Below are 22,961 nucleotides of genomic sequence, written 5' to 3' on the forward strand. Positions count from 1 at the left end.
GTGCACCGCGTCCTGTCCCGCTACCGGCTGGCCCACCTCAGACACCTCGACCGCGCCACCGGCCGGCCGATCCGCCGCTACGAACACCCCGCACCCGGCGGACGGTCACTGCCAGAGGTCGCCCGCCCGCGCTGGACCAGGGGCGGGTGGGCGGGCGGGTGGGGCGGGTGGGCAGGAGGGGGAGGGTCAGCCGGTGGGTGTGTCCTGCACGGCGGGTGTGGATTCCGACTCGTCGGTCCCTTGCCCCTCACCCTGGCCCTGGCCCTGACCTTGGTCTTGGTCCTGGCCCTGGTCGGTGTCCTGGCCGCCCTGGCCGCCCTGGCCGTCCTGGCCGTCCTGGCCGGTGTCCTGGTCTGGGTCGGGGACGATGGGGGTGGTCTCCGTGGTGTCGGAGTCCCAGTCGTCGTCCCCCTCGTCCTCGAAGAAGTCGTCGGAAAGCCCGTCCCCCTCGTCGGTGTTCTGGTCCTCCTGCGGCGTGTTGTAGCTGTACCCGTAGTCGGACGGCTCGGGGAATTCCACCACCGGCTTGCCCTCCATGGCCTCGCTCATGAAGGAGCGCCAGATCTGCGCCGGCAGCGACCCGCCGTACTGCTCGCTGCCGCCCACCACGACGGTCTTGTTGTCGTCGCGGAACAGGTTGACGGCGGTCGACAGCTGGGGCGTGTAGCCGGTGAACCAGGCGGAGGCGGACGCGTCGGTGGTGCCGGTCTTGCCGGCGGCGGGACGGTCCCAGAGGCGGGCGGCGGTGCCGGTGCCGCCGCGGACGACCTGCTCGAGCGCGTAGGTGGTGTCGGCGGCCGCCTGCTTGGAGACGACGGTGGCGTTGACCGGCTTGATCGTCTCCTTCTTGCCCTCGGCGTCGGTCACGGACTTGACGACGTGGGCTTCGACGTGGATGCCGCCGTTGGCGAAGGTGCCGAAGCCGGAGGCGTTCTGGACGGCGCTGATGGAGGCGACGCCGAGGGGCAGGGTGGCGGCGGAGGCGTGCGGGTTGAGCTGGTCGGCGGGGACGCCGGCGGCTTCCGCGGTCTTGACGACCTTGTCGAGGCCGATCTGCTGGCCGATGGCGACGTAGGCGGTGTTGACGGAGCTCTGGGTGGCGCGCAGGAGGCTGACCTGGCCGTAGGAGGCGCCGCCGGAGTTCTTGATGGGCGTGCTGGCGACCCGCATGGGCGAGTTGCCGTCGAAGCGGTCGGAGAGCTTGACGCCGTTCTCGAGCGCGGCTGCGAGCGTGTAGGCCTTGAAGGTGGAGCCTGCCTGGACCTTGGCCTTGAAGGCGTTGTCCCACGACTGGCCGGGCTTGCCTCCGCCGTAGAAGGCGACGACCTCGCCGGTGGCGGGGTCGACGGCGGCCAGGCCGGTGCGGACCTTCTTGGGCGTGTTGGCGGGCATGACCGAGGTGACAGCGCGCTGGGCGGCGGCCATGAGCTTCTTGTCGAAGGTCGTGACGATCTTCAGCCCGCCGGTGTTGATCTCCTCGTCGGTGTAGCCGCGCCGGTTGAGCTCCTCCTTGACCTGGTCGACCATGACCTGGCCCTGGCCCTTGAGCTCGAAGACGTTCTTGGGCTTGATGAGCGCGGGGAACACCTGCTGCCCGGCCTGGTCGGCGGTGAGCGCGCCGGTCTGGGCCATGGCGTCGATGACCGACCGCCAGCGGGCCTTGGCGGCGTCGAGGTCGGCGCCGGCGGGCGCGGCGAAGCGGCTGGGCTGCTGGATCACGGCGGCCAGGTAGGCGCCTTCGGAGATCGACAGCTTGCCGACGTCCTTGCCGAAGTAGGCCTGGGCGGCGGCCTGGACGCCGTTGGCGCCGCGACCGTAGTAGATGGTGTTGAGGTACTGCTCCAGCACCCAGTCCTTGGACTTGGACCGATCCACCTTCAGGGAGATCAGGATCTCCTTGAACTTGCGCATGATGGAACGTTCCTGCGACAGCCCGCTGTAGTAGTTGCGCACCATCTGCTGGGTGATGGTCGAGCCGCCCTGCAGCTGCTGGCCGCTGACGGTGGACCACACGGCCCTGGCGGTGTCCTTCACGGACACGCCGTTGTCGGTGTAGAAGGAGCGGTTCTCCGCGGCGATGACGGCGTCGCGCACGTGGGTGGGCACGGTGTCGAGCGTCACGTTCTTGCGGTTGACGCCCTGCCGGGCCAGCACGGTCTTGCCGTCCCGGTAGTAGATCACCGAGCCCTGCGCGGTGGCCTGCTTCTGGGTGCTGTCCGGGATGGGCGTCATGGCCCAGGCCACGGCGAACAGCCCGGCCACGGTGATGATCCCCGCCCCCGTGATGATGAGCACCCAACGCCATACGCGCCGCTTCGGCAATCGCAAACGCACTATCCGATCCCCCCGATCGCTCCTACGTGGCGAAAGGATAAACGACTGGTAACGGTGCTTTATCTCGAACCGCGCCGCGGCACGTCAGCCACAAGAGGCAACACACGGTACGGCACAGGCGTGTCGAGGGCGATGACCGAAGAGGTGCGCACCACGCCCTGGACGTCGACGATCTGGTCGATGACCCGCTGCAGGTCGGAGTTGGAGCGGGCGACCACCCGGCTCAGCAGGTCGGAGCCGCCGGTGATGGTGTGCACCTCGAGCACCTCGGGGATGAGCGCGAGCCGGTCGGCGACGGGGTCGTGCCCCGCGACCTGCTTGATCTCCATCGTGACGAAGGCCATGACGCCGTAGCCGAGCGCCTGCGGCGACACGTCGGGCCCGAAGCCGGTGACGACGCCGCGCGCGATCATGCGGTCGAGCCGGGCCTGGACCGTCCCGCGCGCCACGTTGAGCCGCCGCGAACACTCCAGGACTCCGAGGCGCGGCTCGACGGTAAGCAGATTGAGCAGTCTGGCATCCAGCTCATCGATAGACATGGACACATTGTCCACTGTTTTAAGTAACTGTTGCACAAGAAGCCCATCGAATTCGAGAGTGGGCGTTATGAGCGACAATTTTCCGGTGAACGGCATGGACGCCGTGGTCTTCGCGGTGGGCAATGCCAAGCAGGCCGCGCACTACTACTCGACCGCCTTCGGCATGAAGCTGGTGGCCTACCGTGGCCCGGAGAACGGCAGCCGTGAGGAGGTGGCCTACGTCCTGACCTCGGGCGGCGCCCGCTTCGAGCTGCGTTCGTCGGTCCGTCCTGGCACGTGGCTGGCCCGGCATGTGGCCGAGCACGGCGACGGGGTGATCGACCTGGCCATCGACGTGCCGGACGTGGAGGCCGCCTACGCGCACGCCGTCGCGCAGGGCGCTCGCGGGCTGGCCGAGCCGTACACGCTGGAGGACGAGAACGGCAAGGTCGTCATGGCCGCCGTCGCCGCCTACGGCGAGACGCGCCACACCCTGGTCGACCGCTCCAACTACACCGGCGTCTACCTGCCCGGCTACGCGCCCGCCGAGCCGCTGGTGGCCGCGCCCGCGACGAAGACGGGCCGGCTGTTCCAGGCCGTCGACCACTGCGTGGGCAACGTCGAGCTCGGCAAGATGGACGAGTGGGTGGCGTTCTACCAGCGGGTCATGGGCTTCACGAACATGGCGGAGTTCGTCGGCGACGACATCGCCACGGAGTACTCCGCGCTGATGTCGAAGGTCGTGGCGGACGGCACGCGCAAGGTCAAGTTCCCGCTCAACGAGCCGGCGATCAGCAAGAAGAAGTCGCAGATCGATGAGTACCTGGACTTCTACGGCGGCCCCGGCGTGCAGCACATCGCGCTGGCCACCAACGACATCCTCACCACCGTCGACCACATGCGGGCCGCGGGCGTGCAGTTCCTGGACACGCCCGACTCCTACTACGACGACCCCGAGCTGCGGGCGCGCATCGGCGAGGTGCGCGCGCCGATCGAGGAGCTGAAGAAGCGCAAGATCCTCGTCGACCGCGACGAGGACGGCTACCTGCTGCAGATCTTCACCAAGCCGGTCCAGGACCGCCCGACGGTCTTCTTCGAGCTCATCGAGCGCCACGGATCGCTCGGTTTCGGCAAGGGCAACTTCAAGGCGCTGTTCGAGGCCATCGAGCGCGAGCAGGAACGCAGGGGCAACCTGTAGTTTCCCTTGACCCGCGAGTGGTGATCTTGGCGGCATGGCACCACTCGCGGGTCGCTGGCGGCGACTCTTCGCAGGCATCCTGGACATGATCATCGTGTCCATCGTCTCCTCGCCCTTCGGCTGGACGAGCTACCAGGAGGTGTGGAACACCAACCTGGAGATCTGGGAACGGGTTCCGGTCGAGCACGTCATCCCGATGTCGATCATCGGCTTCCTCTACTTCTGGCTGCTGCACTCCTTCTGGAACGGCCAGACCGTGGGCAAGAAGGTCTTCGGCATGCGGGTCGTCGCCGTCGACGGCTCGAAGGCGACCGTCGGCCAGATCGCGGTGCGCGAGCTGGTGCGCGAGCTCATGAGCTGGGTGTGCTGCGTCGGCACCCTTATCGACCTGGGATTCATCCTGTTCGACGACCGCAAGCAGGCCGTGCACGACAAGGCGGGAAAGACGCTCGTCGTAGATGCCTGATCCGCGCGCTCACCTCGCGTAGGCTTCTGGTTTCATGAGGTCATCGTGCGCGCTGGTCGGTGTTTCCCTGCTGGGCGTGCTCTCCTGCTCCCCCTCCAGCGGCGACACCGTGTCGCCTCCCGCGGCGCAGAAGCAGCAGCCGGAGTCGACGGAGCACGGCGCTCCCGGCATCGGCGACGCCGACTTCCCGCTCGACGGCAACGGCGGCTACGACGTGGCCCACTACGGGCTCAAGCTCGCCTACGACCCGGCGCGCAAGCATCTCGACGGCACCGCGACCATCGAGGCGGTGGCCAAACAGCGCCTGGCGGCCTTCAACCTCGACCTGGCCGGGCTCGACGTCGAGTCGGTCGAGATCGACGACAAGCCGGCCACCTTCGACCGTTCGGGCGACGAGCTGACCCTGACCCCGGCCACGCCGATCGACGACAAGGCCAGGTTCACCGCCACGATCGTGTATTCCGGCAAGCCCAAGCCGGTCGAGGACTCCAGCAACCTGGGCACCTACGGCTTCATCCCGACCGACGACGGCGCCTTCGTCACCTGCGAGCCGAACGGCGCCAAGACGTGGTTCCCCGCCAACGACCACCCGGCCGACAAGGCCAGGTTCGACTTCGAGATCACCGTGCCGAAGGGCCTGGTCGCGCTGGCCAACGGCGAGATGACCCGCCAGCCGGTGACCTCGGGCGACAAGACCACCTACACCTGGAGCGAGAAGCACCCCATGGTCACCTACCTGGCGACCATGACGCTCGGCAAGTTCGACATGCGCCAGGGCAAGACCGCCTCCGGCATCGTCAACCTGGCCGCGGTCGACCCGCGCTTCCGCTCGTCGCTGGAGAACCTCTACACCTGGTCCGGGAAGATCACCGACTACTGGAGCACGGTCTTCGGCCCTTACCCGTTCTCCTCCACCGGCGGCGTGGTCGACAACTTCTCCGCCGGCTACGCGCTGGAGAACCAGACCAAGCCGATGTACGGCGGCTTCGACCCCGACGAGGCGATCATCGCCCACGAGCTGGCCCACCAGTGGTTCGGCAACAGCCTGAGCATCAAGCGGTGGAGCGACCTGTGGCTGAACGAGGGGTTCGCCACCTACGCCGAGTGGTTGTGGTCCGAGCACGCCGGACGCGAGTCCGCCGACGCGATCTTCCGGGGCTACTTCGCCCGCGCGGCCACCCACCCGATGTGGGCCTACCCTCCGGGCAAGGCCAGGCCCAAGGACCTGTTCAACGAGTCGGTGTACACCCGGGGCGGCATGACCGTTCACGCCCTGCGCAAGGCCGTCGGCGACCCGGCGTTCTTCAAGCTGCTCAAGGAGTGGACCTCGCAGAACCGCTACCGCAACGTCACCACGTCGCAGTTCATGGCGCTGGCGGAGAAGGTGTCGGGCAAGCAGCTCGACTCGCTGTTCGACGCGTGGTTGTTCACCGCGAAGAAGCCTGCGGCGAGCTAACCCGCAACGAGACGCATTGCTCCCTATCGTTACCTATCTTCGTGGAAGATGAGGTATAAAAGGTGCATGTACTTCTCGATCGAGCAGGTCGCCGACCGTTTGGACCTGCACGTCCGCACAGTCCGCAACTACGTGCGCGACGGCAAGCTGAAGGCCGTCCGCATCGGCAAGCAGTACCGGATCACGCGTGAGGATCTCGAGGCGTTCACCGGCCTGCCCATCAGCGACGAGCCGGTCCGCACGCGCCGCCACGTCGAGGTGTCGAGCATCGTGCAGATCGACGCGATCAGCCCCGACGACGCCGACCGGATCTCGACGCACCTCATGGCGGCGCTGCGCGGCGGCCAGTCGGTCCAGGCCCAGACGGTCTACGACACCGAGCGGGGCCGGCTGAAGGTGGTCCTCCTCGGCGAGCCGGGCATCACGGCCGACCTGATCAAGCTGATCGAGGCGATGGCATGATCTTCAAGACCGAGGCGGGCAGGCAGCGGATCCACCAGGCCTACCGGAAGCTGATGGAGCACTGGCCGGTGCCGTACGAGCGCATCGAGCTGCCGGAGGCGTCGGTGGTGGCCAGCGGGCCGGCCGGTGCTCCCGCGCTGATCCTGCTGCACGGCTCCGGGGGCACCAGCGCGGGGTGGGCGTCGGAGGTGGCCGCGCTCGCCGAGCACCACCGCGTCTACGCGGTGGACCTGCCGGGAGAGCCCGGGCTGAGCCCCGAGGTGCGGCACGATCTCGGCTCCGACGGGCACGCCCGGTGGCTCGACGGCGTGCTCGACGGCCTCGGCCTGACCAGCGCGAGCCTGGTCGGCGAGTCGCTGGGCGGGTTCGTGGCCCTCGACTACGCCCTGCGCAGGCCCGCGAAGGTGGAGCACCTGGTACTGCTGAACCCCGGCGGGCTGGGCAGGATGCGGCCGAGCTTCGCGCTCAAGGCGCTGGCCCTGGCGCCCCTGGGCCGGTGGGGGCTCAAGCGCTCGCTGCGCGTGGCCCTGGGCAGTGTCGACCAGGCCGCGGCCGACTTCATCCTGCTGATCTTCACGCACTTCCGCCCGAGGCGGGACCCGCTTCCCTCGCTCCCCCTGACCGACCGGCCGATGCTGGTCGTCCTCGGCGGCCGCGACGCCATGATCGACGCGGAGCGCACGAGGAAGATCGTCGAGGAGCGGGCGCCCGGCGCGACCGTGCGGTGGCTGCCGGAATCCGGGCACCTCCTGCGCGGCCAGAGCGAGGCGATCCTGACCTGGATGGCCGCTGGCGGCCAGGTCAGGTAGGCCCTTTCCCGTGTTATGTTCAGCCACATGCCCAGGGGTACCGACGAAGTCAGCGAGCCGATGTATTTCGTGCTCACCGCACTCCTCGACGGCCCGCTCCACGGACACGCGATCATGAAAGTGGTCACCGATCTGTCCAACGGCAGGGTCAAGCCCTCCGTCGGCACCCTCTACGGCATCCTCGAGCGCCTCAGCGACCGCGGCGTGATCCTCGTCGACCGCGAAGAGATCGTCAACGGCCGCAGCCGCCGCTACTTCCGCATCACCCAGTCCGGCAAGAGCATCCTGGAGGCCGAGGCCAGGCGCATGCTGGAGGCCGCCTCCCTGGTCGTCAACCGCAACTACGCATGACGGTGCTCGAGCGCCGTTACCGCTGGTTACTGCGGTGCTATCCGCGCGCCTACCGCACGGCGCACGGCGGGGAGCTCCTCGACCTGCTGCTCGACTCCGCCAGGCCGGGCCGCCGGGTGCCGGAGGCGCGAGAGGTCGTCGGCCTGGTCTCCGGCGGCCTGCAGGCCAGGGTGCACGAGCTGGCCAGGGGCAACCCGTGGTGGGACGGCATGCACCTGGGCGTCACGGCGATCATGGCCGCCAACACCGCCGCGCTCCTGCCGTACTTCGGCTCGCTCCCGATCTGGGTCGTCATGTCGCTGGCGGCCCTGCTGGCCATCCTGCGCGGCCGGACCCTCCTGGCCCTGCCCCTGGTGGTCGCGACAGGTGCGAAGGCCACCACGATCGCGGCCGGCGGGCAGCTGTTCGAGCTCACCCTCATCCCGGTCTATCCCGACCTCCTGACCGATAGGGCGCTCTACTCCACCACGAGCCCCTTCGCCGTCGCCGCGGGCTACATCCTGGTCGCCGCCTCGCTGCTGGTCCTGCGCGGTGTACGGCAGCCGCGGTCCGTGTGGTGGCTCGCGGCGCTTCCCCTCGTCGCCTGGTCGGGCCCGGAGTGGATCTCCGAGGGCGGCGAGTCCTTCCCCCTGAGCCTCAACCGGCTGGTCCTGGAGGCGGCGCTCATCGCCCTGGGCGCGTGGGCGGGCCACGTCTCGCGCGACCCGCGCTGGGCCCTGGGTTCCGCCCTCTACCTGCTGGTCTTCTCAACCGAGATGGCCCAGCACCTCGACTTCCTGTCGCGCCAGCACCTGGCCTACTGGGGCCTGCTGACCTTCGTCACCGTGGCCGCGGCGGCGTTGCCGTACCGGTATCGGAGGCATCCCCTGGATTGACTTGACGATACTACGAGCAACGAAATATGTTTCCGGCATGTCAAGGGGATCATCCGTCAGCGAGCAGACGTATTTCGTGCTCGCGGCGCTCCTGGACGGTCCGCTCCACGGGCACGCGATCCTCAAGAGGGTGGCGGAGTTGTCGCAGGGCCGGATCATCCTCGCGGTCGGCACCCTCTACGGCGCGCTGGACCGCCTGGCTTCCAACGGCGTCATCGTGGTGGAGCGCGAAGAAGTCGTCAACGGGCGCAAACGCCGCTACTTCCGCATCACGGAAGAGGGCAGCGGCCTGGTCGAGGCCGAGGCCAAACGGATGCAGGAAGCGGCCTCCGTGGTCACCAGACGCACACTCGGGGCGACCTTCTCATGAGTCGGCTCGAGCGCCGATACCGGTGGTTGCTTCGCGCCTACCCGACCGGTTACCGCTCGGACTACGGGGACGAACTCCTCGGTGTACTTCTTGATCGGGCCGAGCCCACGAGGGCCAGCCCTCCGGCCAGGGAGGCCTGGGCGCTGGTGCTCGGGGGCGTGCGCGCCCGGATCGTCGAGGCGGCGCAGGGGCCCGCCTGGACCGACGGCATCCATCTGGGCGTCATGGTGCTCGGCCTCTTCAACTTCGCGGTGCTGATCCCATACGCGTCGTCCATCCCGGTGTGGCTGGGCATGTCGGGCCTGGTGGTCCTGTGCGTGCTCCGCGGCCGGCTGGGCCTGGCCATCCCGCTGGCGTTGCTCACCGGCGTGAAGGTGGTCGCGATCACGCTCGGCAAGCCGTGGCTCGACGAGACCCTGCTCCCGGTCTTCGCCGACGCCCCCTGGGACGGACTGCCCGCGCTGTACGGCAACGGCGGCCCGCTGGCGCCGCTGGCCTCCTGGTCGCTCATGATCCTCGGCCTGGTGGCGCTGGCCATTCGCGAGGAACGCCCGCGACGGCGTTCGTGGTGGTGGCTCCTCGCGGTGCCCCTGGTCGCCGGCACGGATCCGGCCTGGCTCGACCTGGTGGCGGGCAGTCCCGCCGCCGTGGTCCGGGTCGGGCTGGAGACCGTGCTCCTCCTGGCAGCCGTCTACGCCGGCCACGTGACCGGCGACTCCCGCTGGGGGCTGGCGGCGGCCCTGTACCTCCTGCCCGCCTCGGCCGTGCTCATCGAGACGATGGCCACGGCCGGACGGCAGGACGTGGCCCACTGGGCGCTCCTGCTCCTGCTCACCGGGGCGGCCACCGCGGTGCCGCTCAGGGCCCGGCGTCACGTCCTGCTCTGACCCCTCTGTCTGCGATGAAGGCCACGCTTCTGATCCTGTCGCTGCTCCTGCTCGCCGGCTGCGCCACGCCGAGCGGCGAGCGGGTCACGAGCGCGGGCACGGACAAGCGCCAGGACCAGGAACTGGCCATCGCCGACTGCATGAGGCAGAAGGGCTTCAAATACGTCCCGTACGTGCCGCCGCCGCGCATCGACGACATGCGGCGGCGCGCCGCCAACGGCGAGTACACCGCGCTGCGGCGGATCCGCGAGAAGTACGGCTTCGGGATCTTCGCCCGCTACGTGCACACGACCGACCCCTCGGCGGAAGGGGTCGAGGCCGCGGACTCCAACCCCAACCACGACCTGCGCAAGGCCCTGTCGGCCGCGCAGCGCAGGACCTATGACGTGGCCGCCGAGCGCTGCTTCGTCAACGCCGTGGGCCAGGTGCTCGGTGTCCCCGCCAGGTCGCGCGCCGACTACTACGCGCAGGTCGAGAGCAACAGGCAGCGCAAGGTCGACGAGGTGCTCGACAGCGATCCCGAGCTGATCGTGCTGGCCTCGCTCTTCGCCGACTGCCTCAACCGCACCGGCCAGCCGGCCATCGAGAACAACCCGTCGAGCCTGGCCACCCACGGGATCCGGGCGTGGACGGCCAAGCTCGAAGAGGTCGAGGCCCGCTACGCCGACCCCGCGACCGTCGGCGAGGTGCCGCCCATCCCGCCCGAGGTGGCGCGCAGAAACTTCGAGCGCGAGATCAACACGGCCTTCCAGGATCTGGAGTGCGGCAAGAACTTCTACGCCGTGTTCAACCCCAAGGCCAACCGGCTGACCATCCAGGCCAACGCTGAGTACGGGCTGGGCGCCGAGCAATGAGGGCCGCTGCCGTGGCCCTGGTGGCGGCCGTGCTGGTGTCGTGCTCGCCCGCGCCCTTGGCGGTCCCGGCCACCCGGCCCACCTCGATGGCGGACCGCCAGCGCCAGCAGGAGGAGTACCGCGCCGGGTGCATGGAGCGCAGGGGCTTCAGGTACCAGGTCTTCGTGCCGCCGCGGGACGAGCCCACCGCCGACCAGCGCAAGGCCGCGCTGGGCGACTACGCGGCGAGCAAGAGGCTGCGCTCGATCTACGGCTTCAGGGCGTTCGCCAGGTTCGTCCACCCAGGCGACCCCCTGGCCGACAGCGCCATCGTCTACGCGAACAACCCCAACGACCGGGTCAGGCAGCACATGTCGCCCGCCCAGAACCAGGCCTACCAGGAGGCCTCCGACGCCTGCTACGTCGAGATGGTCAAGGCGCTCACCGGCAAGAGCGTCAGGGGTTTCGTCGACCACTTCGAGCAGGCGCAGAAGGAACTGGACGACGAAGCCGCCGGCCGGCTCGACACCGACCCTCGGCTGATCGCCCTGGCCAGGGTGTACGGCGCGTGCCTGCGGGGCGAGGGTGTCGAGGTCACCTCCATCGTGCCCAGCAAGGTCGTCACGATGGCGTCCGCGGGCGTCTACGCGCAGCTGTGGGCGATCGGCAGCAAGCAGTTCCCCGAGGCCTCTCCGGACACCAAGTTCATGCCGGAGATCACGGCCGACGAGGCCAGGCCGTACCTGGACAGGGAGATCGAGACGGCCCTGGCCGACCTGGAGTGCGGCAAGGACTTCCTGCCCGCGTTCAGCCCGCGCCATCAGGAGATGAACGAACGGATCAGCCGGGAGTGGGGCCTCGACTGGTGAGCCCTCAGGAGTAGCGGTCGGCGGCCAGGATCAGCGCGGCGGCACCCACGAGCCCGGCGTCCTGGCCCAGCGCCGCCGGCACCACCTTCACGCGCTGGGCGAACTCCATGCGGGCGTGCTCTCGCAGCGTCTCGTGCAGGGGGTCGAACAGCAGGCTCCCGGCCTGCGACAGGCCCCCGCCGATGGTGACGACGTCCAGATCGCACAGGTGGGTCGCGGCCGTGATCGCCAGCCCGAGCGCGCGGCCCGCGCGGCGGAAGGCCGCCAGGGCGACCTCGTCGCCCGCCCTCGCGTCGTCGGCCAGCGTGCGCCCGGTCACGGCCCTGTCCTCCTCGTACGGCACGGCGGCCCGGCTCGGAGCGCCCCCAGGCTTCCAACCCCGCGCGAGCGCCCACTCGACCAGCGCGGGACCGCGGGCGACCGCCTCCAGGCAGCCGCGGCCCCCGCAGCCGCACGGCGGGCCGTCGGGCTCGACGACCACGTGCCCGATGTGCCCGGCGTTGCCGGTGCCGCCGTCGATCAGCCGGTCGCCGAGGATGAGGCCGCCGCCCACGCCGGTGGAGACGACCATGCCGAGCATGTTGGCGCTCCCCTGCCCGGCGCCGCGCCAGTGCTCGGCCGCCGCCACGCACACGGCGTCGTTGTGGATGCGCGCCTCGCCGTACATCGCCTCGAGCCGGGCCCGCAGCGGGAAGCCGCGCCAGCCGGGCATGTTGAGCGGCGAGACCTCGCCCGCGGGCCAGAGCATCGGACCGCCGCAGCCGATGCCGACGCCGTCGGCCCGGCCGAAGGGTTCGACGAGCCCCAGGAGGGTCTTCCACAACTCCTCCGCCCCCGCGCCCTGCGGCGTGGCCACGCGCCGGGAGTCGACGACCGTGCCGTCGTCCGACACCAGCCCCGCGGCCATCTTGGTGCCACCGACATCAACAGCGAGGATCACAAGGCCTCCTTCGCCGGCCTCATGATCCAGGATGCTGTGTCTATGGTGCCCTCGCTCCGCTCGGTCACGAAGAGAAGACCAGGACCGACGCGGTGAACCCGTGCACGTGGTTGTGGCCGGCCACCGGGCCGACCTCGCCGGCGGCGAAGAACCCGGCCACCCCGATCGGCCCGAGCGTGTCGCGTACGGCCACGGCGTCGTGGTCGGCGCTGCCGAACATCGCCGATCCCCTGCCGTTGCAGGAGAACAGCAGTGCCCCGTCGATCCGCCCCAGCTGGGCGCGGTGGGCGTCGAGCAGGGCGTGCAGGTCCTCGTCCGCGGTCTCGGCGTCGCGCACCTGGAACCGCACGGTGCGCCCGATCTCGACGACGTCGCCGATGGCCACCGCCTCCCGCTCGGGGTCGATGCCCAGCACCCCGCGGATCAGGAAGTCGCCGCGTTCGTGCCGCTCGGCGTACTCATCCATCGCGATGCCGATCTGCAGCCCCGAGGCCACCAGCTCGCGGTCGTCCTCGTCGAGGTCGCTGACGATGTCTTCCAGGCGGGCGAGGGCGGGCTGCCCGGCCAGCTCCAGCAGCAGGTTGTCCTCGACTCTGGTGACGGCCATGGTGGGCCCGATCGGGCGGCAGCCCTGGCTGACGACGGTGCTGACGTTGATCTCGCCGCTGATCAGGACGCCGATGGCGCCTTCCGTGTAGACCTCGCCGTCGGCGAAGAGCCTGACGGAGTCGCGCCCGCGCAGGCCGTTGGCCAGCCCGCCGATCAGGGGCAGGTCGCCAAGCACCTCGCCCGAGCGCTCGACGAAGGCGTCGGTCGGGAAGCTGTAGGGGTCGGCCAGCAGGATGGCGACCCGGTCGTCGGGGTGACGCTCGGGCAGTCCCACGACGACGAACCGGTCCTCCGCGGTCAGGGTCTCCAGCTGGAAGGTGGTCAGTCTGGCGTGGTCGAGGGTGGCGGCCCAGGCGCTCACCGACGGCACGAGCTCGACCCCGTGCCCGTCGCCGATCACGCCGGTGGCGCTGCAGCCGATCACCATCGCGTCTCCGGCCACGTCCATGGCCCGCATGCCGGCCAGGGTGACGTCGTCGGGATCCTCGCCGCAGACGAAGAAGCAGACCAGGTCGGCGGGCCCGCTGAGTCTCGAAAGGGCCTGGCTGACCGCGGACTCGGCCGCCGTCACCAGGTCCGTTCCGACGGACAGGCCGTCGGCGAAACGACTCGTCAACACTGACACATTGCCTATCTCCCCATATCGAAGGGAAGCACTCGTACGAATTAGTCAAGATCCGAAATAGCGCCACGATGCGAACGGCCCGCCAGCCACGTAGTCTCGACTCCGTGCACCAGCCACGAAATCTGCGCGAGTTGCGAGGAAGCGGTCACGTCCATCGCACCGTGAAAGCCGAGATACGCGCGAACCTGCTGGCCAGGCTCCGGGCAGGGCAATCCCGTTTTCCTGGCATCGTGGGCTTCGACGACACGGTCCTGCCGCACCTGGAGCGAGCCCTGCTCGCCGGTCACGACCTGGTCCTGCTGGGCGAGCGCGGCCAGGGCAAGACGCGGCTCATCCGCACCGTCACCGGGCTGCTCGACGAGTGGACCCCGGTCGTCGAGGGCTGCGAGATCAACGACCACCCCTACGAGCCCTCGTGCACCCGGTGCAGGCGGCTGGCCCAGGAAGTGGGCGAGGAGCTGCCGGTCGCCTGGAAGCACCGCGACGAGAGGTACGGCGAGAAGCTCGCCACCCCCGACACCAGCGTGGGCGACCTGATCGGCGACATCGACCCCATCAAGATCGCCGAAGGGCGCACCCTGGGCGACCCCGAGACGGTCCACTACGGCCTGGTCCCCCGGACCAACCGCGGCATCTTCTCCGTCAACGAGCTGCCCGACCTGGCGGAGCGCATCCAGGTCTCGCTGCTCAACGTGCTGGAGGAGCGCGACATCCAGGTGCGCGGCTACAACCTGCGCCTGCCGCTCGACATCCTGCTGATCGCCAGCGCCAACCCCGAGGACTACACCAACCGCGGGCGCATCATCACCCCGCTGAAGGACCGGTTCGGCGCCGAGATCCGCACCCACTACCCGCAGTCCGTCGAGCACGAGCTGGAGCTGATCCGCCAGGAGTCGCGTGCCGACATCGGCGCGGAGGTGCCAGGCCACCTGATCGAGGTGCTGGCCCGCTTCACCCGGCTGGTGCGCGAGTCGAGCGCCGTCGACGCGCGTTCCGGCGTCTCGGCCCGCTTCTCGATCGCCGCCGCCGAGACCGCCGCCGCCTCCGCCGTACGCAGGGCCGCCCTGACGGGCGAGGAGCAGCCGGTCACCCGCGTGTGCGACCTGCCCGTCGTGGTGCACAGCCTGCGCGGCAAGGTGGAGTTCGAGGTCAGCGAGGAGGGCAGGGAGCTGGAGGTGCTGTCGCACCTGCTGCGCCGGGCCGTCAGCGAGACCTTCCGCTACCACCTGGGCGGCATGGACCTGGCTGCGCTGACCGACCGGTTCGCCGAGGGCAACCAGGTCGAGTCCGGCGAGCTGGTACCGGCGGGCGAGCTGCTGCGCCGCATCGGGCCCGTGACGGGATTGGCGAAGATCATGTCGCGCCTGGGGCTGGAGGAGGAGTCGCCCGGTCACGCCGCCGCCGCTCTCGAATTCGCCCTCGAAGGGCTCTACCTGATGCGGCGGCTGTCGAAGGACGACGTCGACGGGGTCACGATCTACCGGACGTAAACATATCGGCGGGTTCGTGCGTCCTATGGGTGTCCGCAATTTCGGGGGAGTCCCATATGCACCTGCTCGCCGTGTCCGCCCTCGCCCTCGGCCTCGTGGCCGCGCCGACCACCGCTCCCAAGACGGTGTACGGCTACGCCTGGGCCGACGGGACGAACAAGCTCCGCATCCTGCCCACCTCCGCCACCAACGCCAAGCAGCGCTACACGCTCAAGCTGAAGAAGGGCGCCAAGGAGCTGCGCCTCGACTACGCCAAGGCCGCCTACCGGCGCGTCACCGTCGCCTGCGACCGCAAGGAGACCGAGGGCGAGGTCAACATCGACAAGCTCGGCCGCGGCAAGACCCCGTGCAAGGCCAAGGATCTCGCCTTCACGCTCGGCCAGGGCCCGGTGGCCGTACGGCTGGAGTACACCGGCTCCAAGGCCACGCGGGTGACCGAGATCATGACGTCCACGCTGAAGTTCACGACCGTCCAGGGCACCGCCTCGCGCGCCGGTGACGGCACCCTGCTCTTCAAGGGCCGCAAGCTCGGCTACACCTGGATGAGCAGCTTCTACCGGGTCACGGCCAAGTGCCGCGACGGCTGGCTGACCGGCGAGCCCGTCAACGCCTCCCGCGACGGCCTGGGCACCAAGCGGTGCACGCACACCGACCTGAACCGCATCTCCAAGACCTGGAAGTACCCGGTGCTGGTCCAGCTCTCCTACGAGCCGGTCAGCGGGTACGTCTCCGAGTTCTGGGAGGTCTTCGGCGACGCGTAGCGGTCCGCTAGAACCGTTTTAGCGCCTCCTGGGCACAGACCTTGGGAGGAAAGATGACGATTCTGGTGACCGGAGCGACCGGGACCGTGGGACGCAGCGTGGTCGAGCAGCTGGTGGCGCGCGGCGAGAAGGTTCGCGCGCTGACCCGCAACCCGGCCGCTGCGAGCTTCCCCGACGGCGTCGAGGTGGCCCGCGGCGACCTCAGCGACCCCGCCGGCCTGGCCCCCGCGTTCGAGGGCGTGACGGCGATGCACCTGTTCACGCTCAACGGCACCGAGGCCCTGGAGACGGGCCCCGACATCGTGGCCCTGGCCGCCAAGGCCGGGGTCCGGCGGGTGACGGTCCTCAGCAGCTGGGAGGAGAACTCCGTCGAGGAGGCGCTGCGCGCGTCCGACCTGCCGTGGACGCAGCTTCAGGGCGTCGAGTTCATGAACAACGCCTACATCGACTGGGCCGACTCGATCGCGGCCGAGGGCGTGGTGCGCGTCTTCGGCAACCAGCCGAGCGCGGTCGTGCACGAGGCCGACATCGCCGCCGTGGCCGTCGCCGCGCTCACCGGGACAGGGCACGAGGGCGAGGTCTACATGATCACCGGTCCCGAGGCGCTGACGGCCGAGGAGCGGGCGCGGATCCTGGGCGAGGCGATGGGCCGGGAGCTGCGCTTCGAGCAGCTCACCGAGCAGCAGCTGCGCGACCAGATGGGATCCTGGGGCGCCGAACCGGAGTACATCGAGTTCGCCGTCCAGCTCGGGCTCAACATGCCCGAAGCCGGCAAGACCGTGCTGCCGACGGTCGAGGCGGTCACCGGGCGGCCGGGCCGTACCTTCGCGCAGTGGGCCGCGGAGAACGCGGACCGTTTCCGCGACCACCAGGTCCAGCAGACGGCCTGGTAGGCGGTTTCACAACCGCCAGGCCGTCTGCGCCGGCGGCTGGTAACGGCAGGTCGCACCGGTCGACAACGCCGCCCTGAGGTGCGCGGCCAGCTCGGGGTGGCGTTCGTCGAGGTGGCGCAGCGTGTAGCGGATGCGGTTGGTGACCGCCTTGCGCGCCCGCTCGGCCTCGTCGCCCAGCCGCCGCGCGCGCCCGCCCAGCCCGGCCGCCCGGCGCAGCTCCTCGAGCAGTGCCTGGCGTTCGTGGTCGAGGCGGGCCACCCGCTCATGGTCGTCCCGTACGGCGGCGCGGTCGATCTCGTCGTCGAGCTGCTCCAGCCGCCGGCGATACGACGCCCTGGCCGCGTCGTCGAGCACCTCGTCGCCGCCCATGCTCCGCGCCGCGACGACCGCCTCGCCACCGGCCGGGTCGAGCATGCGCACGGCGGAGATCTCCGCGCCCGGTGACGACAGCAGCAGGTGCAGGTCGCGCAGCCCCTTGGAGTCGGGCAGGCGCACCGTCCGGCCGGCGAACGACAACGTCCACACCTCGCCGTCGAGGCGGAAGACCTGGTCGCCAGGACGCGGCAGCCGTACGGCCATGCCGATGGCCAGGGCGTCGCGCTCGACCTCGGCGGCCAGCCCGGCCGGGTCCTCTCCCCTGGCCCGCATGACCTCGGTCAGGCGCGCGCGGGCCTCGATCGACCACGGCAGGGCGCCCAGCCGGTCGGCGGCCCGCCAGGCCTCGGTGAAACCCTCCGCTGCCTCGTCCCAGCGTTCGAGCGCGGCGTCGAGCACGGCGATCCAGTGCACGAACGGCCCGTCCACGCTGATGGTCGCCGTCAGCGCCCACTGGCCCCGGTACGGCTCGAGCGCCGCCCGCGCGTTGGCGATCAGCGACGGGTCGCCGGTGAGCGCGGCGGCCTGGGCCTGGAAACGCAACCACAGCGGCGACATCCAGCGAAGGTACTGCTCGTCGCTGGTCATGACCTCGGCCAGCAGGGCCCTGGCCCTGGCCGCCTCGCCCCGCTGCACGGCCGTGACCGCGCGGAAGAGCCCGGTGTGGAGGCTGCCTCCCGCCTCCATCTCGGCCAGCAGGGCGTCGGCCTCCTCGTGCCGGCCGCGCAGCAGCTCGACCGACCACAACTGCGTCCACCGCAGGTCGTCGCGGCTGATCGCGGGCTGCTCGCCCAGCTCGTAGGCGGCCAGCGCGAGCTCCTGCGCCTCGTCGAACCTGCCGGTGAGCGCGGCGACCAGGCGGCGCTCGATCAGCGCCTCGTGCTGCTGCAGGGGCAGCTCGGCACGGGCCAGGACGGTGCGGTGCGCCTCGGCGTAGCGCGGGTCGCCCCGCTCCAGGAGGGCGGTGAAACGCCAGGAGGCCACGTCGGTGGCCAGCTGCTCGTCGCCGGTGCGGCGGGCGATCCCGGCCAGGCGGTCGAGCAGCTCGCCGCGCTCGTCCAGGGTGCCGGGGCCCCAGATGGCGCCTAGCCGTGACAGCAGGGCGTAGACCAGGTGGTCGTCGCCGGTGGCCTGCTCGGCGACCAGGAGGCTGAGGTCGCGGGCGGCGGTGTCGAGGCCGCTGCCGGGGCTGGTGAGGTCGCTTGCAGAGCTGCTGTGCTCGCTTGCCGGGCCGCTCTGGTCGCTTGCGGGGCCGCTCTGGTCGCTTGCGGGGCCCGTCCCTGGGTTGCGCACCAGCTCGCCGTGCGCCCGGCGCACGAAGTCGGCCCACTGGCCGGGCTCGGCGTAGTTCACGTCGTGGCACTTCAGCGCGGCCAGCGCCAGCAGGGCGGGCTGGTCCAGCTCGCGTGCCAGGCCCAGCGCGTCGTCCATCGCCTTGCGCGCACCGGCCACGTCGCCCGCCCAGTGCAGAGCCGTACCCAGCTCCAGCCCGATCTCCGCCCGCTCGCGGGGCTCGCGCGCCAGCTCCAGCGCGCGGGCGTAGTGCAGCGCCGCCTCCTCCGGGGCCAGCCGCGACCCGGCGTCGCGAGCCGCGGCCATCAGCAGGCCGGGCGCCTCGGCCGACCCCGCGAGGAAGGCGTGCTCGGCCCGCTCGGCGGGCGGCGCCCCGGCCAGCGCGCGCAGGGCCGCCCCGTGACGGGCCGCGCGGTCGGTCAGGGACGCGTAGAGGGTCTCGCGGATGAGATCGTGCACGAACAGGAAGCCGCCCTCGTCCGGCACGATCAGCGCCGCCACGACGGCCTGGTCGAGATCCCCTCCCACCTGCCTGCCCATCGCCGCGCCCAGCACATCGGCGCGGAAGCGGCGGCCCAGCACGGCGGCGGTGCGCAGGGTGTCGAGCACCTGCGCGGGCAGGCGCGACAGGCGGCTGTCCACCACCGCGCTGACGGCGGCGGGCAGCGTCGCACCGCCCTGCCACAGGCGCGCCAGCTGCTCGACGAAGAACGGATTGCCCCCTGCCCGCTCGGCGATCTGCTCGACCAGGGCCTCGTCGGGCTCGTGGCGGGTGGTCGCGGCGATCAGCTCGGCCACCTCCCGCCTCGACAGGCTCCCGGGGGTGATCGTCGTCGCCTTGAGCGCCAGCGCCGGGCTCAGCTCCACCTCGCCGGGGCGAAGCGTGGCCAGCACGAGCAGGCGCTCGAACCAGGTGTGCTGGACCACGAACTCCAGCAGCTTGAGGGAGGCGGGATCGGCCCAGTGCAGGTCCTCCAGGACCACGACCAGGGGGCTCGCCCCCACGAGCAGCCCGGTCACCGTGTCGTACAGCTCGAAGGCGCTGCCCGCCGACCTGACCACGCCGTCGTCGGCGCCGAGCGCTCTGAGCACCTGGATCCAGGGCCAGTAGGCGGGCGCGCCCTCCCAGCACGCACCGCTCGCGATCCTGGCGCCCCGTACGGCCTCGGCGACGAGCGTCGACTTGCCGATGCCGGCCTCGCCCGAGATCAGGACGAGCCCCCCGTGGCTGGTCGCGGCGCGTTCGAGTGCCGTGCGCAGGATCGCCAGTTCCCCATCTCTGCCGATCATCAGGAAATAACGTAGCTTGAGGGCATGGCCTACCGCTATGGCGAGTACCACGACGGCCCCGACCCCCTGGCTCCGCCGTACGACGTGCGCGCCGCCCTGGACGAGATGGGCGATGCCATCCTGTCCGGATCCACGCCCGTCCACGCCCTGCGCGACCTGCTCAAGCGGGGACTGCCGGGCATGCGCGACAACCGCGGGCTCGACGACATGCTGCGCGAGGTACGGCGGCGCAGGCGCGAGCTGCGTGAGCGCGGACGGCTCGACGGCACGCTGGAGCGGGCACGGGCGCTGCTCGACCAGGCCATCGGCCAGGAGCGGGCCGAGCTGTTCCCCGATCCCTCCGACGACGCGCGGTTGCGCGAGGCCGAGCTCGACAACCTGCCCGACGACACGGCGAGCGCGATCCAGGAGCTGAGCTCGTACCAGTGGCGGTCGGCGGCGGCGCGGCAGACGTTCGAGGAGCTGCGGGCGCTGCTGCGGCAGGAGGTGCTCGACAGCCAGTTCCGTGGATTGCGTGAGGCGCTGGCCAACCCCGATCCGGCGGCCATGGAACGTGTGCGCCAGATGATGGGCGAGCTCAACGACATGCTGGAGGCGGACGCGCGGGGAGAACACACGCAAGAAGATTTCGACCGTTTTATGTCGAAATATGGCGACCTCTTCCCCGAGCAGCCCCGCAACCTCGAAGAGCTCGTCGACCAGCTCGCCCGGCGCGCCGCCGCCACCCAGCGCATGCTCGCCTCGCTCACCCCGCGCCAGCGCGAGGAACTGGCCGCCCTCATGGCGCAGACCCTCGAACAGTCCGGGCTCTCCGACCAGATGCGCCGCCTCGGGCAGCAGCTCCAGACCCGGCGGCCCGACCTCGCGTGGAACTCCCCCGAGCGCATGACCGGCGACGACCCCATGGGCATGGGCGACGCCGTCACCGCCCTGGAGGAACTGGCCGACCTCAACCAGCTGGAGGCGGCGCTGCGGCAGGACTACCCGGGCGCCCGCCTCGACGACATCGACGAAGCCTCCATCCGCCGTGCCCTGGGCCGCTCCGCCGTCGACGACCTCGAAGCGCTCAAGCGCGTCGAACGCGAACTGGAGGAGCAGGGCTACCTCCAGCGGCGGCGCGGCAAGCTCGAACTCACCCCCAAGGCCGTGCGGCGGCTCGGCGAGACCGCGCTGCGGCGCGTCTTCACCTCCCTGGAAGCCGGCCGCCGCGGCGACCACGACCAGCACGACGCCGGCGCCGCCGGTGAACTCACCGGCGCCTCCCGGCCCTGGCGATTCGGCGACGAGCAACCCATCGACGTGGTGCGCACCCTCGTCAACGGCATCCGCCGCACCGGCAGCACCATCCAGCTGTCGGTCGACGACTTCGAGGTCGCCGAGACCGAACGGCGCAGCGCGGCGGCCGTGTGCCTGCTCGTCGACCTGTCGTACTCCATGGCGCTGCGCGGCACCTGGGCCGCGGCCAAGGAGACCGCCCTCGCGCTCCAGACGCTCGTCGCATCCAAGTTCCCGCAGGACGCCGTGCAGATCGTCGGGTTCTCCAACTACGCGCGAGTGCTGCAGCCCGACGAACTGGCGGGGCTCGACTGGGACATGGTCCAGGGCACCAACCTGCACCACGCGCTCCTGATCGCCGGACGCCACCTCGACCGGCACCCCGACTTCGAACCCGTCGTGCTGGTCGTCACCGACGGCGAGCCCACCGCGCACCTGCTGCGCAACGGGCAGTCGGCCTTCGAATGGCCGCCGTCACGGGAGACGCTGGAGCTGACGCTTGCGGAGATCGACAAGATGACGCGGCGGCGGGCGACGATCAACGTGTTCATGCTGGCGGCGGACGAGCGGTTGAAGGAGTTCGTCGACGAGGTGGCGCGGCGGAACGGGGGGCGGGTGTTCTCTCCCAGCGCTGAGCGGCTGGGAGAGTACGTGGTGAGCGACTTCCTGCGCCAGCGCCGCATCCGCCGCTGAGCAGGGCGGGCCACCCCTACCTACGGGGCTGATCGCTCTCGCCATCAGCCCCGGATGTGCCCCGCTCCCGCGTAGTAGTCGAGCGCCACATCGAACCCGTCGCGGGCGTTGCGGTGAGACCGGTAACACGGCCGCCATGCCGTACACCCGCCCACCCCCGCGCGGGCGTCGGCGAGCGCGTCGGGCACCCGCGCCGGGCGCGGCAGCAACCCGCCGCCCAGATAGCGCACCCCGGTCAGCTCCGTGTGCCGCTCCGGCCCGCCGGCGACGAACTCGCCCAGCCTCCAGCCGCTCTCCTCGTCCCACACCAGCGCGAACCCGTCGCCGAGCAGGATCGTCACCTCGCGCGGATCACACGGACCCATCCACCACTCGCTCGCGTTGAGCTCGTCGATCACATGGCGGACGTACGAGGTCGGCTGGGTCAGCCATTCATCTGAATAGGGGTCGACATGCCTGACGGCCACGACGGCACTCCTTTGTGCCCAATCGGTAAGGGAAAACAGCAGCACTCCAGCCTACCCAAGCTGAACTAATTGGATTGCCCGAGCGTCTAGTCATTACGGACGATATTTCGGAGCGTCTCGGGGAAGGAGGAGTGCCTTATGATCGCAATGATTCTTCTGGTCCTGATGATGGTCGTCGCTGTCATCGCTTGGGAGATGTGCATGTACCACTCCTCGGACGTCGAGGAGACCCCGGTCGTGGACGCGCCTCCCGCTGAGTGAACGAGTGTCGAGTCTCCTGGGGAGATCCCGGGAGACTACTCTCAGCGGCATGCCTTCCGTCCTCATCTGGCTGCACGTCGCCTTCGCGGTCTTCACCGTCGGCCCCTCCACCGCCCTGACCATGTCGGCTCCCCGCGTCATTCGCACCAAGAACGTCGCCGTCCTGCAGAATCTCCAGCGGATGAACAGGATCTACAGCATCGGCGTCCTGGGTGTGCTGCTGTTCGGCATATGGGCGGGCATCGCGATCGGCGATGGAAAGCTCGGCGAGTGGTACATGACCGCTTCCATGACGCTTTTCATCGTCGCCCTCGTGCTGCTTTTCCTGATCGACCGGGATCTGCGCATCGCCGTACGGGCGCTGTCCAACGAGACGCCCAGCGACGACGCCAAGGTCCAGAACGGCCGCATCGCCGCACTCAGCGGCATCGTCTCGCTGATCTGGCTGGTCATCCTGTTCCTGATGGTCGTGCCGGAGTAGTGGTCCCTTCTCGCGTGAAGACCGGCGTCCCCCGCCGGTCTTCACCAGTTATCCACAGGCTGTAAATGATCAAGCGCGGA

General features: G+C 70.2%; 23 protein-coding genes and 1 pseudogene. 18 read left to right on the forward strand and 6 right to left on the reverse strand.

The annotated features are described in order from the left end of the window. Positions 1 to 99: pseudogene (locus tag ACIBH1_RS39880) on the forward strand (IS481 family transposase); the annotation flags it as partial. Positions 100 to 186: 87 nt separating this feature from the next. On the opposite strand, the gene ACIBH1_RS39885 reads toward ACIBH1_RS39880, so the two are convergent. Further along, positions 187 to 2,295 (reverse strand): transglycosylase domain-containing protein, encoded by a 2,109-nt coding sequence (locus tag ACIBH1_RS39885; RefSeq protein WP_397319260.1) that lies wholly within the window; start codon positions 2,293 to 2,295, stop codon positions 187 to 189. A gap of 98 nt (positions 2,296 to 2,393) precedes the next feature. Next, positions 2,394 to 2,873, reverse strand: coding sequence for an Lrp/AsnC family transcriptional regulator (locus tag ACIBH1_RS39890; RefSeq protein ID WP_181614355.1), 480 nt, complete (start codon positions 2,871 to 2,873; stop codon positions 2,394 to 2,396). Between the two features lie 67 nt (positions 2,874 to 2,940). Here ACIBH1_RS39890 and hppD point away from each other — a divergent pair, with 67 nt between their 5' ends. The 11 genes from hppD (at position 2,941) to ACIBH1_RS39945 (ending at position 11,428) form a co-directional block, all read left to right on the forward strand. Next, the gene (gene hppD, locus ACIBH1_RS39895; RefSeq protein WP_397319261.1) at positions 2,941 to 4,050 is read left to right on the forward strand and encodes a 4-hydroxyphenylpyruvate dioxygenase; all 1,110 of its coding nucleotides are present in this window, start codon (positions 2,941 to 2,943) and stop codon (positions 4,048 to 4,050) included. Between the two features lie 34 nt (positions 4,051 to 4,084). Next, on the forward strand, positions 4,085 to 4,516 hold the full coding sequence (locus ACIBH1_RS39900) for an RDD family protein (RefSeq protein WP_397319262.1): 432 nt from the start codon (positions 4,085 to 4,087) through the stop codon (positions 4,514 to 4,516). A gap of 34 nt (positions 4,517 to 4,550) precedes the next feature. Then, positions 4,551 to 5,972: a M1 family metallopeptidase gene (locus ACIBH1_RS39905; protein WP_397319263.1), complete on the forward strand. Its 1,422-nt coding sequence runs from the start codon at positions 4,551 to 4,553 to the stop codon at positions 5,970 to 5,972. A gap of 66 nt (positions 5,973 to 6,038) precedes the next feature. After that, a complete protein-coding gene (locus ACIBH1_RS39910) occupies positions 6,039 to 6,434 on the forward strand; it encodes a helix-turn-helix domain-containing protein (RefSeq protein ID WP_397319264.1) in 396 nt (131 codons plus the stop codon). Continuing rightward, on the forward strand, positions 6,431 to 7,243 hold the full coding sequence (locus ACIBH1_RS39915; RefSeq protein ID WP_397319265.1) for an alpha/beta fold hydrolase: 813 nt from the start codon (positions 6,431 to 6,433) through the stop codon (positions 7,241 to 7,243). The genes ACIBH1_RS39910 and ACIBH1_RS39915 overlap by 4 nt, the downstream gene beginning before the upstream one ends. Positions 7,244 to 7,270: 27 nt before the next feature. Further along, the gene (locus tag ACIBH1_RS39920) at positions 7,271 to 7,594 is read left to right on the forward strand and encodes a PadR family transcriptional regulator (RefSeq protein WP_246379898.1); all 324 of its coding nucleotides are present in this window, start codon (positions 7,271 to 7,273) and stop codon (positions 7,592 to 7,594) included. Next, positions 7,591 to 8,469, forward strand: a complete 879-nt coding sequence (locus ACIBH1_RS39925; protein WP_397319266.1) for a hypothetical protein — start codon at positions 7,591 to 7,593, stop codon at positions 8,467 to 8,469. The genes ACIBH1_RS39920 and ACIBH1_RS39925 overlap by 4 nt, the downstream gene beginning before the upstream one ends. 37 nt (positions 8,470 to 8,506) lie before the next feature. Next, entirely contained in the window at positions 8,507 to 8,839 is a 333-nt protein-coding gene (locus ACIBH1_RS39930; RefSeq protein ID WP_397319267.1) for a PadR family transcriptional regulator, read from the forward strand. Then, positions 8,836 to 9,726, forward strand: a complete 891-nt coding sequence (locus ACIBH1_RS39935) for a hypothetical protein (protein WP_397319268.1) — start codon at positions 8,836 to 8,838, stop codon at positions 9,724 to 9,726. Before ACIBH1_RS39930 ends, ACIBH1_RS39935 begins: the two co-directional genes overlap by 4 nt. A 14-nt stretch (positions 9,727 to 9,740) precedes the next feature. After that, positions 9,741 to 10,580, forward strand: a complete 840-nt coding sequence (locus ACIBH1_RS39940) for a hypothetical protein (protein ID WP_397319269.1) — start codon at positions 9,741 to 9,743, stop codon at positions 10,578 to 10,580. Further along, positions 10,577 to 11,428 (forward strand): hypothetical protein, encoded by an 852-nt coding sequence (locus ACIBH1_RS39945; protein ID WP_397319270.1) that lies wholly within the window; start codon positions 10,577 to 10,579, stop codon positions 11,426 to 11,428. Before ACIBH1_RS39940 ends, ACIBH1_RS39945 begins: the two co-directional genes overlap by 4 nt. 4 nt (positions 11,429 to 11,432) lie before the next feature. On the opposite strand, the gene ACIBH1_RS39950 is transcribed toward ACIBH1_RS39945, so the two are convergent. Together ACIBH1_RS39950 and ACIBH1_RS39955 are read right to left on the reverse strand one after the other, a co-directional pair. Continuing rightward, positions 11,433 to 12,368 (reverse strand): ROK family protein, encoded by a 936-nt coding sequence (locus ACIBH1_RS39950; protein WP_397319271.1) that lies wholly within the window; start codon positions 12,366 to 12,368, stop codon positions 11,433 to 11,435. 64 nt (positions 12,369 to 12,432) lie between these two features. Further along, positions 12,433 to 13,593 (reverse strand): FIST N-terminal domain-containing protein, encoded by a 1,161-nt coding sequence (locus tag ACIBH1_RS39955; RefSeq protein WP_397319272.1) that lies wholly within the window; start codon positions 13,591 to 13,593, stop codon positions 12,433 to 12,435. Positions 13,594 to 13,670: 77 nt separating this feature from the next. Here ACIBH1_RS39955 and ACIBH1_RS39960 point away from each other — a divergent pair, with 77 nt between their 5' ends. From ACIBH1_RS39960 to ACIBH1_RS39970, 3 genes are read left to right on the forward strand one after another with little or no spacing between them, the layout of a single operon-like run. Then, positions 13,671 to 15,092 carry a sigma 54-interacting transcriptional regulator gene (locus ACIBH1_RS39960; protein WP_397319273.1) on the forward strand — a complete coding sequence of 474 codons (1,422 nt, stop codon included), beginning with the start codon at positions 13,671 to 13,673 and terminating at the stop codon, positions 15,090 to 15,092. Positions 15,093 to 15,148: 56 nt separating this feature from the next. Then, complete coding sequence (locus ACIBH1_RS39965; RefSeq protein ID WP_397319274.1) at positions 15,149 to 15,853, forward strand: hypothetical protein; 705 nt, start codon at positions 15,149 to 15,151, stop codon at positions 15,851 to 15,853. Between the two features lie 53 nt (positions 15,854 to 15,906). Then, a complete protein-coding gene (locus ACIBH1_RS39970; protein WP_397319275.1) occupies positions 15,907 to 16,746 on the forward strand; it encodes an NAD(P)H-binding protein in 840 nt (279 codons plus the stop codon). Between the two features lie 6 nt (positions 16,747 to 16,752). On the opposite strand, the gene ACIBH1_RS39975 is transcribed toward ACIBH1_RS39970, so the two are convergent. Next, a complete protein-coding gene (locus tag ACIBH1_RS39975) occupies positions 16,753 to 19,704 on the reverse strand; it encodes an ATP-binding protein (protein WP_397319276.1) in 2,952 nt (983 codons plus the stop codon). Between the two features lie 24 nt (positions 19,705 to 19,728). Here ACIBH1_RS39975 and ACIBH1_RS39980 point away from each other — a divergent pair, with 24 nt between their 5' ends. Then, the gene (locus tag ACIBH1_RS39980; RefSeq protein WP_397319277.1) at positions 19,729 to 21,672 is read left to right on the forward strand and encodes a hypothetical protein; all 1,944 of its coding nucleotides are present in this window, start codon (positions 19,729 to 19,731) and stop codon (positions 21,670 to 21,672) included. A 44-nt stretch (positions 21,673 to 21,716) separates the two neighbouring features. Here ACIBH1_RS39980 and ACIBH1_RS39985 read toward each other — a convergent pair whose 3' ends face one another. Beyond that, positions 21,717 to 22,139 (reverse strand): DUF6292 family protein, encoded by a 423-nt coding sequence (locus ACIBH1_RS39985; RefSeq protein ID WP_397319278.1) that lies wholly within the window; start codon positions 22,137 to 22,139, stop codon positions 21,717 to 21,719. Between the two features lie 138 nt (positions 22,140 to 22,277). On the opposite strand from ACIBH1_RS39985, the gene ACIBH1_RS39990 reads away from it, so the two are divergent. Together ACIBH1_RS39990 and ACIBH1_RS39995 are read left to right on the forward strand one after the other, a co-directional pair. Then, positions 22,278 to 22,400: a hypothetical protein gene (locus ACIBH1_RS39990; protein ID WP_397319279.1), complete on the forward strand. Its 123-nt coding sequence runs from the start codon at positions 22,278 to 22,280 to the stop codon at positions 22,398 to 22,400. Between the two features lie 49 nt (positions 22,401 to 22,449). Next, positions 22,450 to 22,881 (forward strand): hypothetical protein, encoded by a 432-nt coding sequence (locus ACIBH1_RS39995; protein WP_397319280.1) that lies wholly within the window; start codon positions 22,450 to 22,452, stop codon positions 22,879 to 22,881. Positions 22,882 to 22,961: the final 80 nt, after the last annotated feature.

This window comes from Nonomuraea sp. NPDC050663 (genome assembly GCF_044456985.1).
Classification (GTDB): Bacteria; Actinomycetota; Actinomycetes; order Streptosporangiales; family Streptosporangiaceae; genus Nonomuraea.

Excerpts from the sequence above, each read along its gene's own strand:
- ACIBH1_RS39990 (WP_397319279.1), top strand. The coding sequence starts at position 22,278 with ATGATCGCAATGATTCTTCTGGTCCTGATGATGGTCGTCGCTGTCATC.
- ACIBH1_RS39915 (WP_397319265.1), top strand. The coding sequence starts at position 6,431 with ATGATCTTCAAGACCGAGGCGGGCAGGCAGCGGATCCACCAGGCCTAC.
- hppD (WP_397319261.1), top strand. The coding sequence starts at position 2,941 with ATGAGCGACAATTTTCCGGTGAACGGCATGGACGCCGTGGTCTTCGCG.
- ACIBH1_RS39905 (WP_397319263.1), top strand. The coding sequence starts at position 4,551 with ATGAGGTCATCGTGCGCGCTGGTCGGTGTTTCCCTGCTGGGCGTGCTC.
- ACIBH1_RS39925 (WP_397319266.1), top strand. The coding sequence starts at position 7,591 with ATGACGGTGCTCGAGCGCCGTTACCGCTGGTTACTGCGGTGCTATCCG.
- ACIBH1_RS39930 (WP_397319267.1), top strand. The coding sequence starts at position 8,507 with ATGTCAAGGGGATCATCCGTCAGCGAGCAGACGTATTTCGTGCTCGCG.
- ACIBH1_RS39920 (WP_246379898.1), top strand. The coding sequence starts at position 7,271 with ATGCCCAGGGGTACCGACGAAGTCAGCGAGCCGATGTATTTCGTGCTC.
- ACIBH1_RS39935 (WP_397319268.1), top strand. The coding sequence starts at position 8,836 with ATGAGTCGGCTCGAGCGCCGATACCGGTGGTTGCTTCGCGCCTACCCG.
- ACIBH1_RS39940 (WP_397319269.1), top strand. The coding sequence starts at position 9,741 with ATGAAGGCCACGCTTCTGATCCTGTCGCTGCTCCTGCTCGCCGGCTGC.
- ACIBH1_RS39995 (WP_397319280.1), top strand. The coding sequence starts at position 22,450 with ATGCCTTCCGTCCTCATCTGGCTGCACGTCGCCTTCGCGGTCTTCACC.
- ACIBH1_RS39910 (WP_397319264.1), top strand. The coding sequence starts at position 6,039 with ATGTACTTCTCGATCGAGCAGGTCGCCGACCGTTTGGACCTGCACGTC.
- ACIBH1_RS39900 (WP_397319262.1), top strand. The coding sequence starts at position 4,085 with ATGGCACCACTCGCGGGTCGCTGGCGGCGACTCTTCGCAGGCATCCTG.
- ACIBH1_RS39890 (WP_181614355.1), bottom strand. The coding sequence starts at position 2,873 with ATGTCTATCGATGAGCTGGATGCCAGACTGCTCAATCTGCTTACCGTC.
- ACIBH1_RS39980 (WP_397319277.1), top strand. The coding sequence starts at position 19,729 with ATGGCCTACCGCTATGGCGAGTACCACGACGGCCCCGACCCCCTGGCT.
- ACIBH1_RS39960 (WP_397319273.1), top strand. The coding sequence starts at position 13,671 with ATGCGAACGGCCCGCCAGCCACGTAGTCTCGACTCCGTGCACCAGCCA.
- ACIBH1_RS39965 (WP_397319274.1), top strand. The coding sequence starts at position 15,149 with ATGCACCTGCTCGCCGTGTCCGCCCTCGCCCTCGGCCTCGTGGCCGCG.
- ACIBH1_RS39975 (WP_397319276.1), bottom strand. The coding sequence starts at position 19,704 with ATGATCGGCAGAGATGGGGAACTGGCGATCCTGCGCACGGCACTCGAA.
- ACIBH1_RS39970 (WP_397319275.1), top strand. The coding sequence starts at position 15,907 with ATGACGATTCTGGTGACCGGAGCGACCGGGACCGTGGGACGCAGCGTG.
- ACIBH1_RS39945 (WP_397319270.1), top strand. The coding sequence starts at position 10,577 with ATGAGGGCCGCTGCCGTGGCCCTGGTGGCGGCCGTGCTGGTGTCGTGC.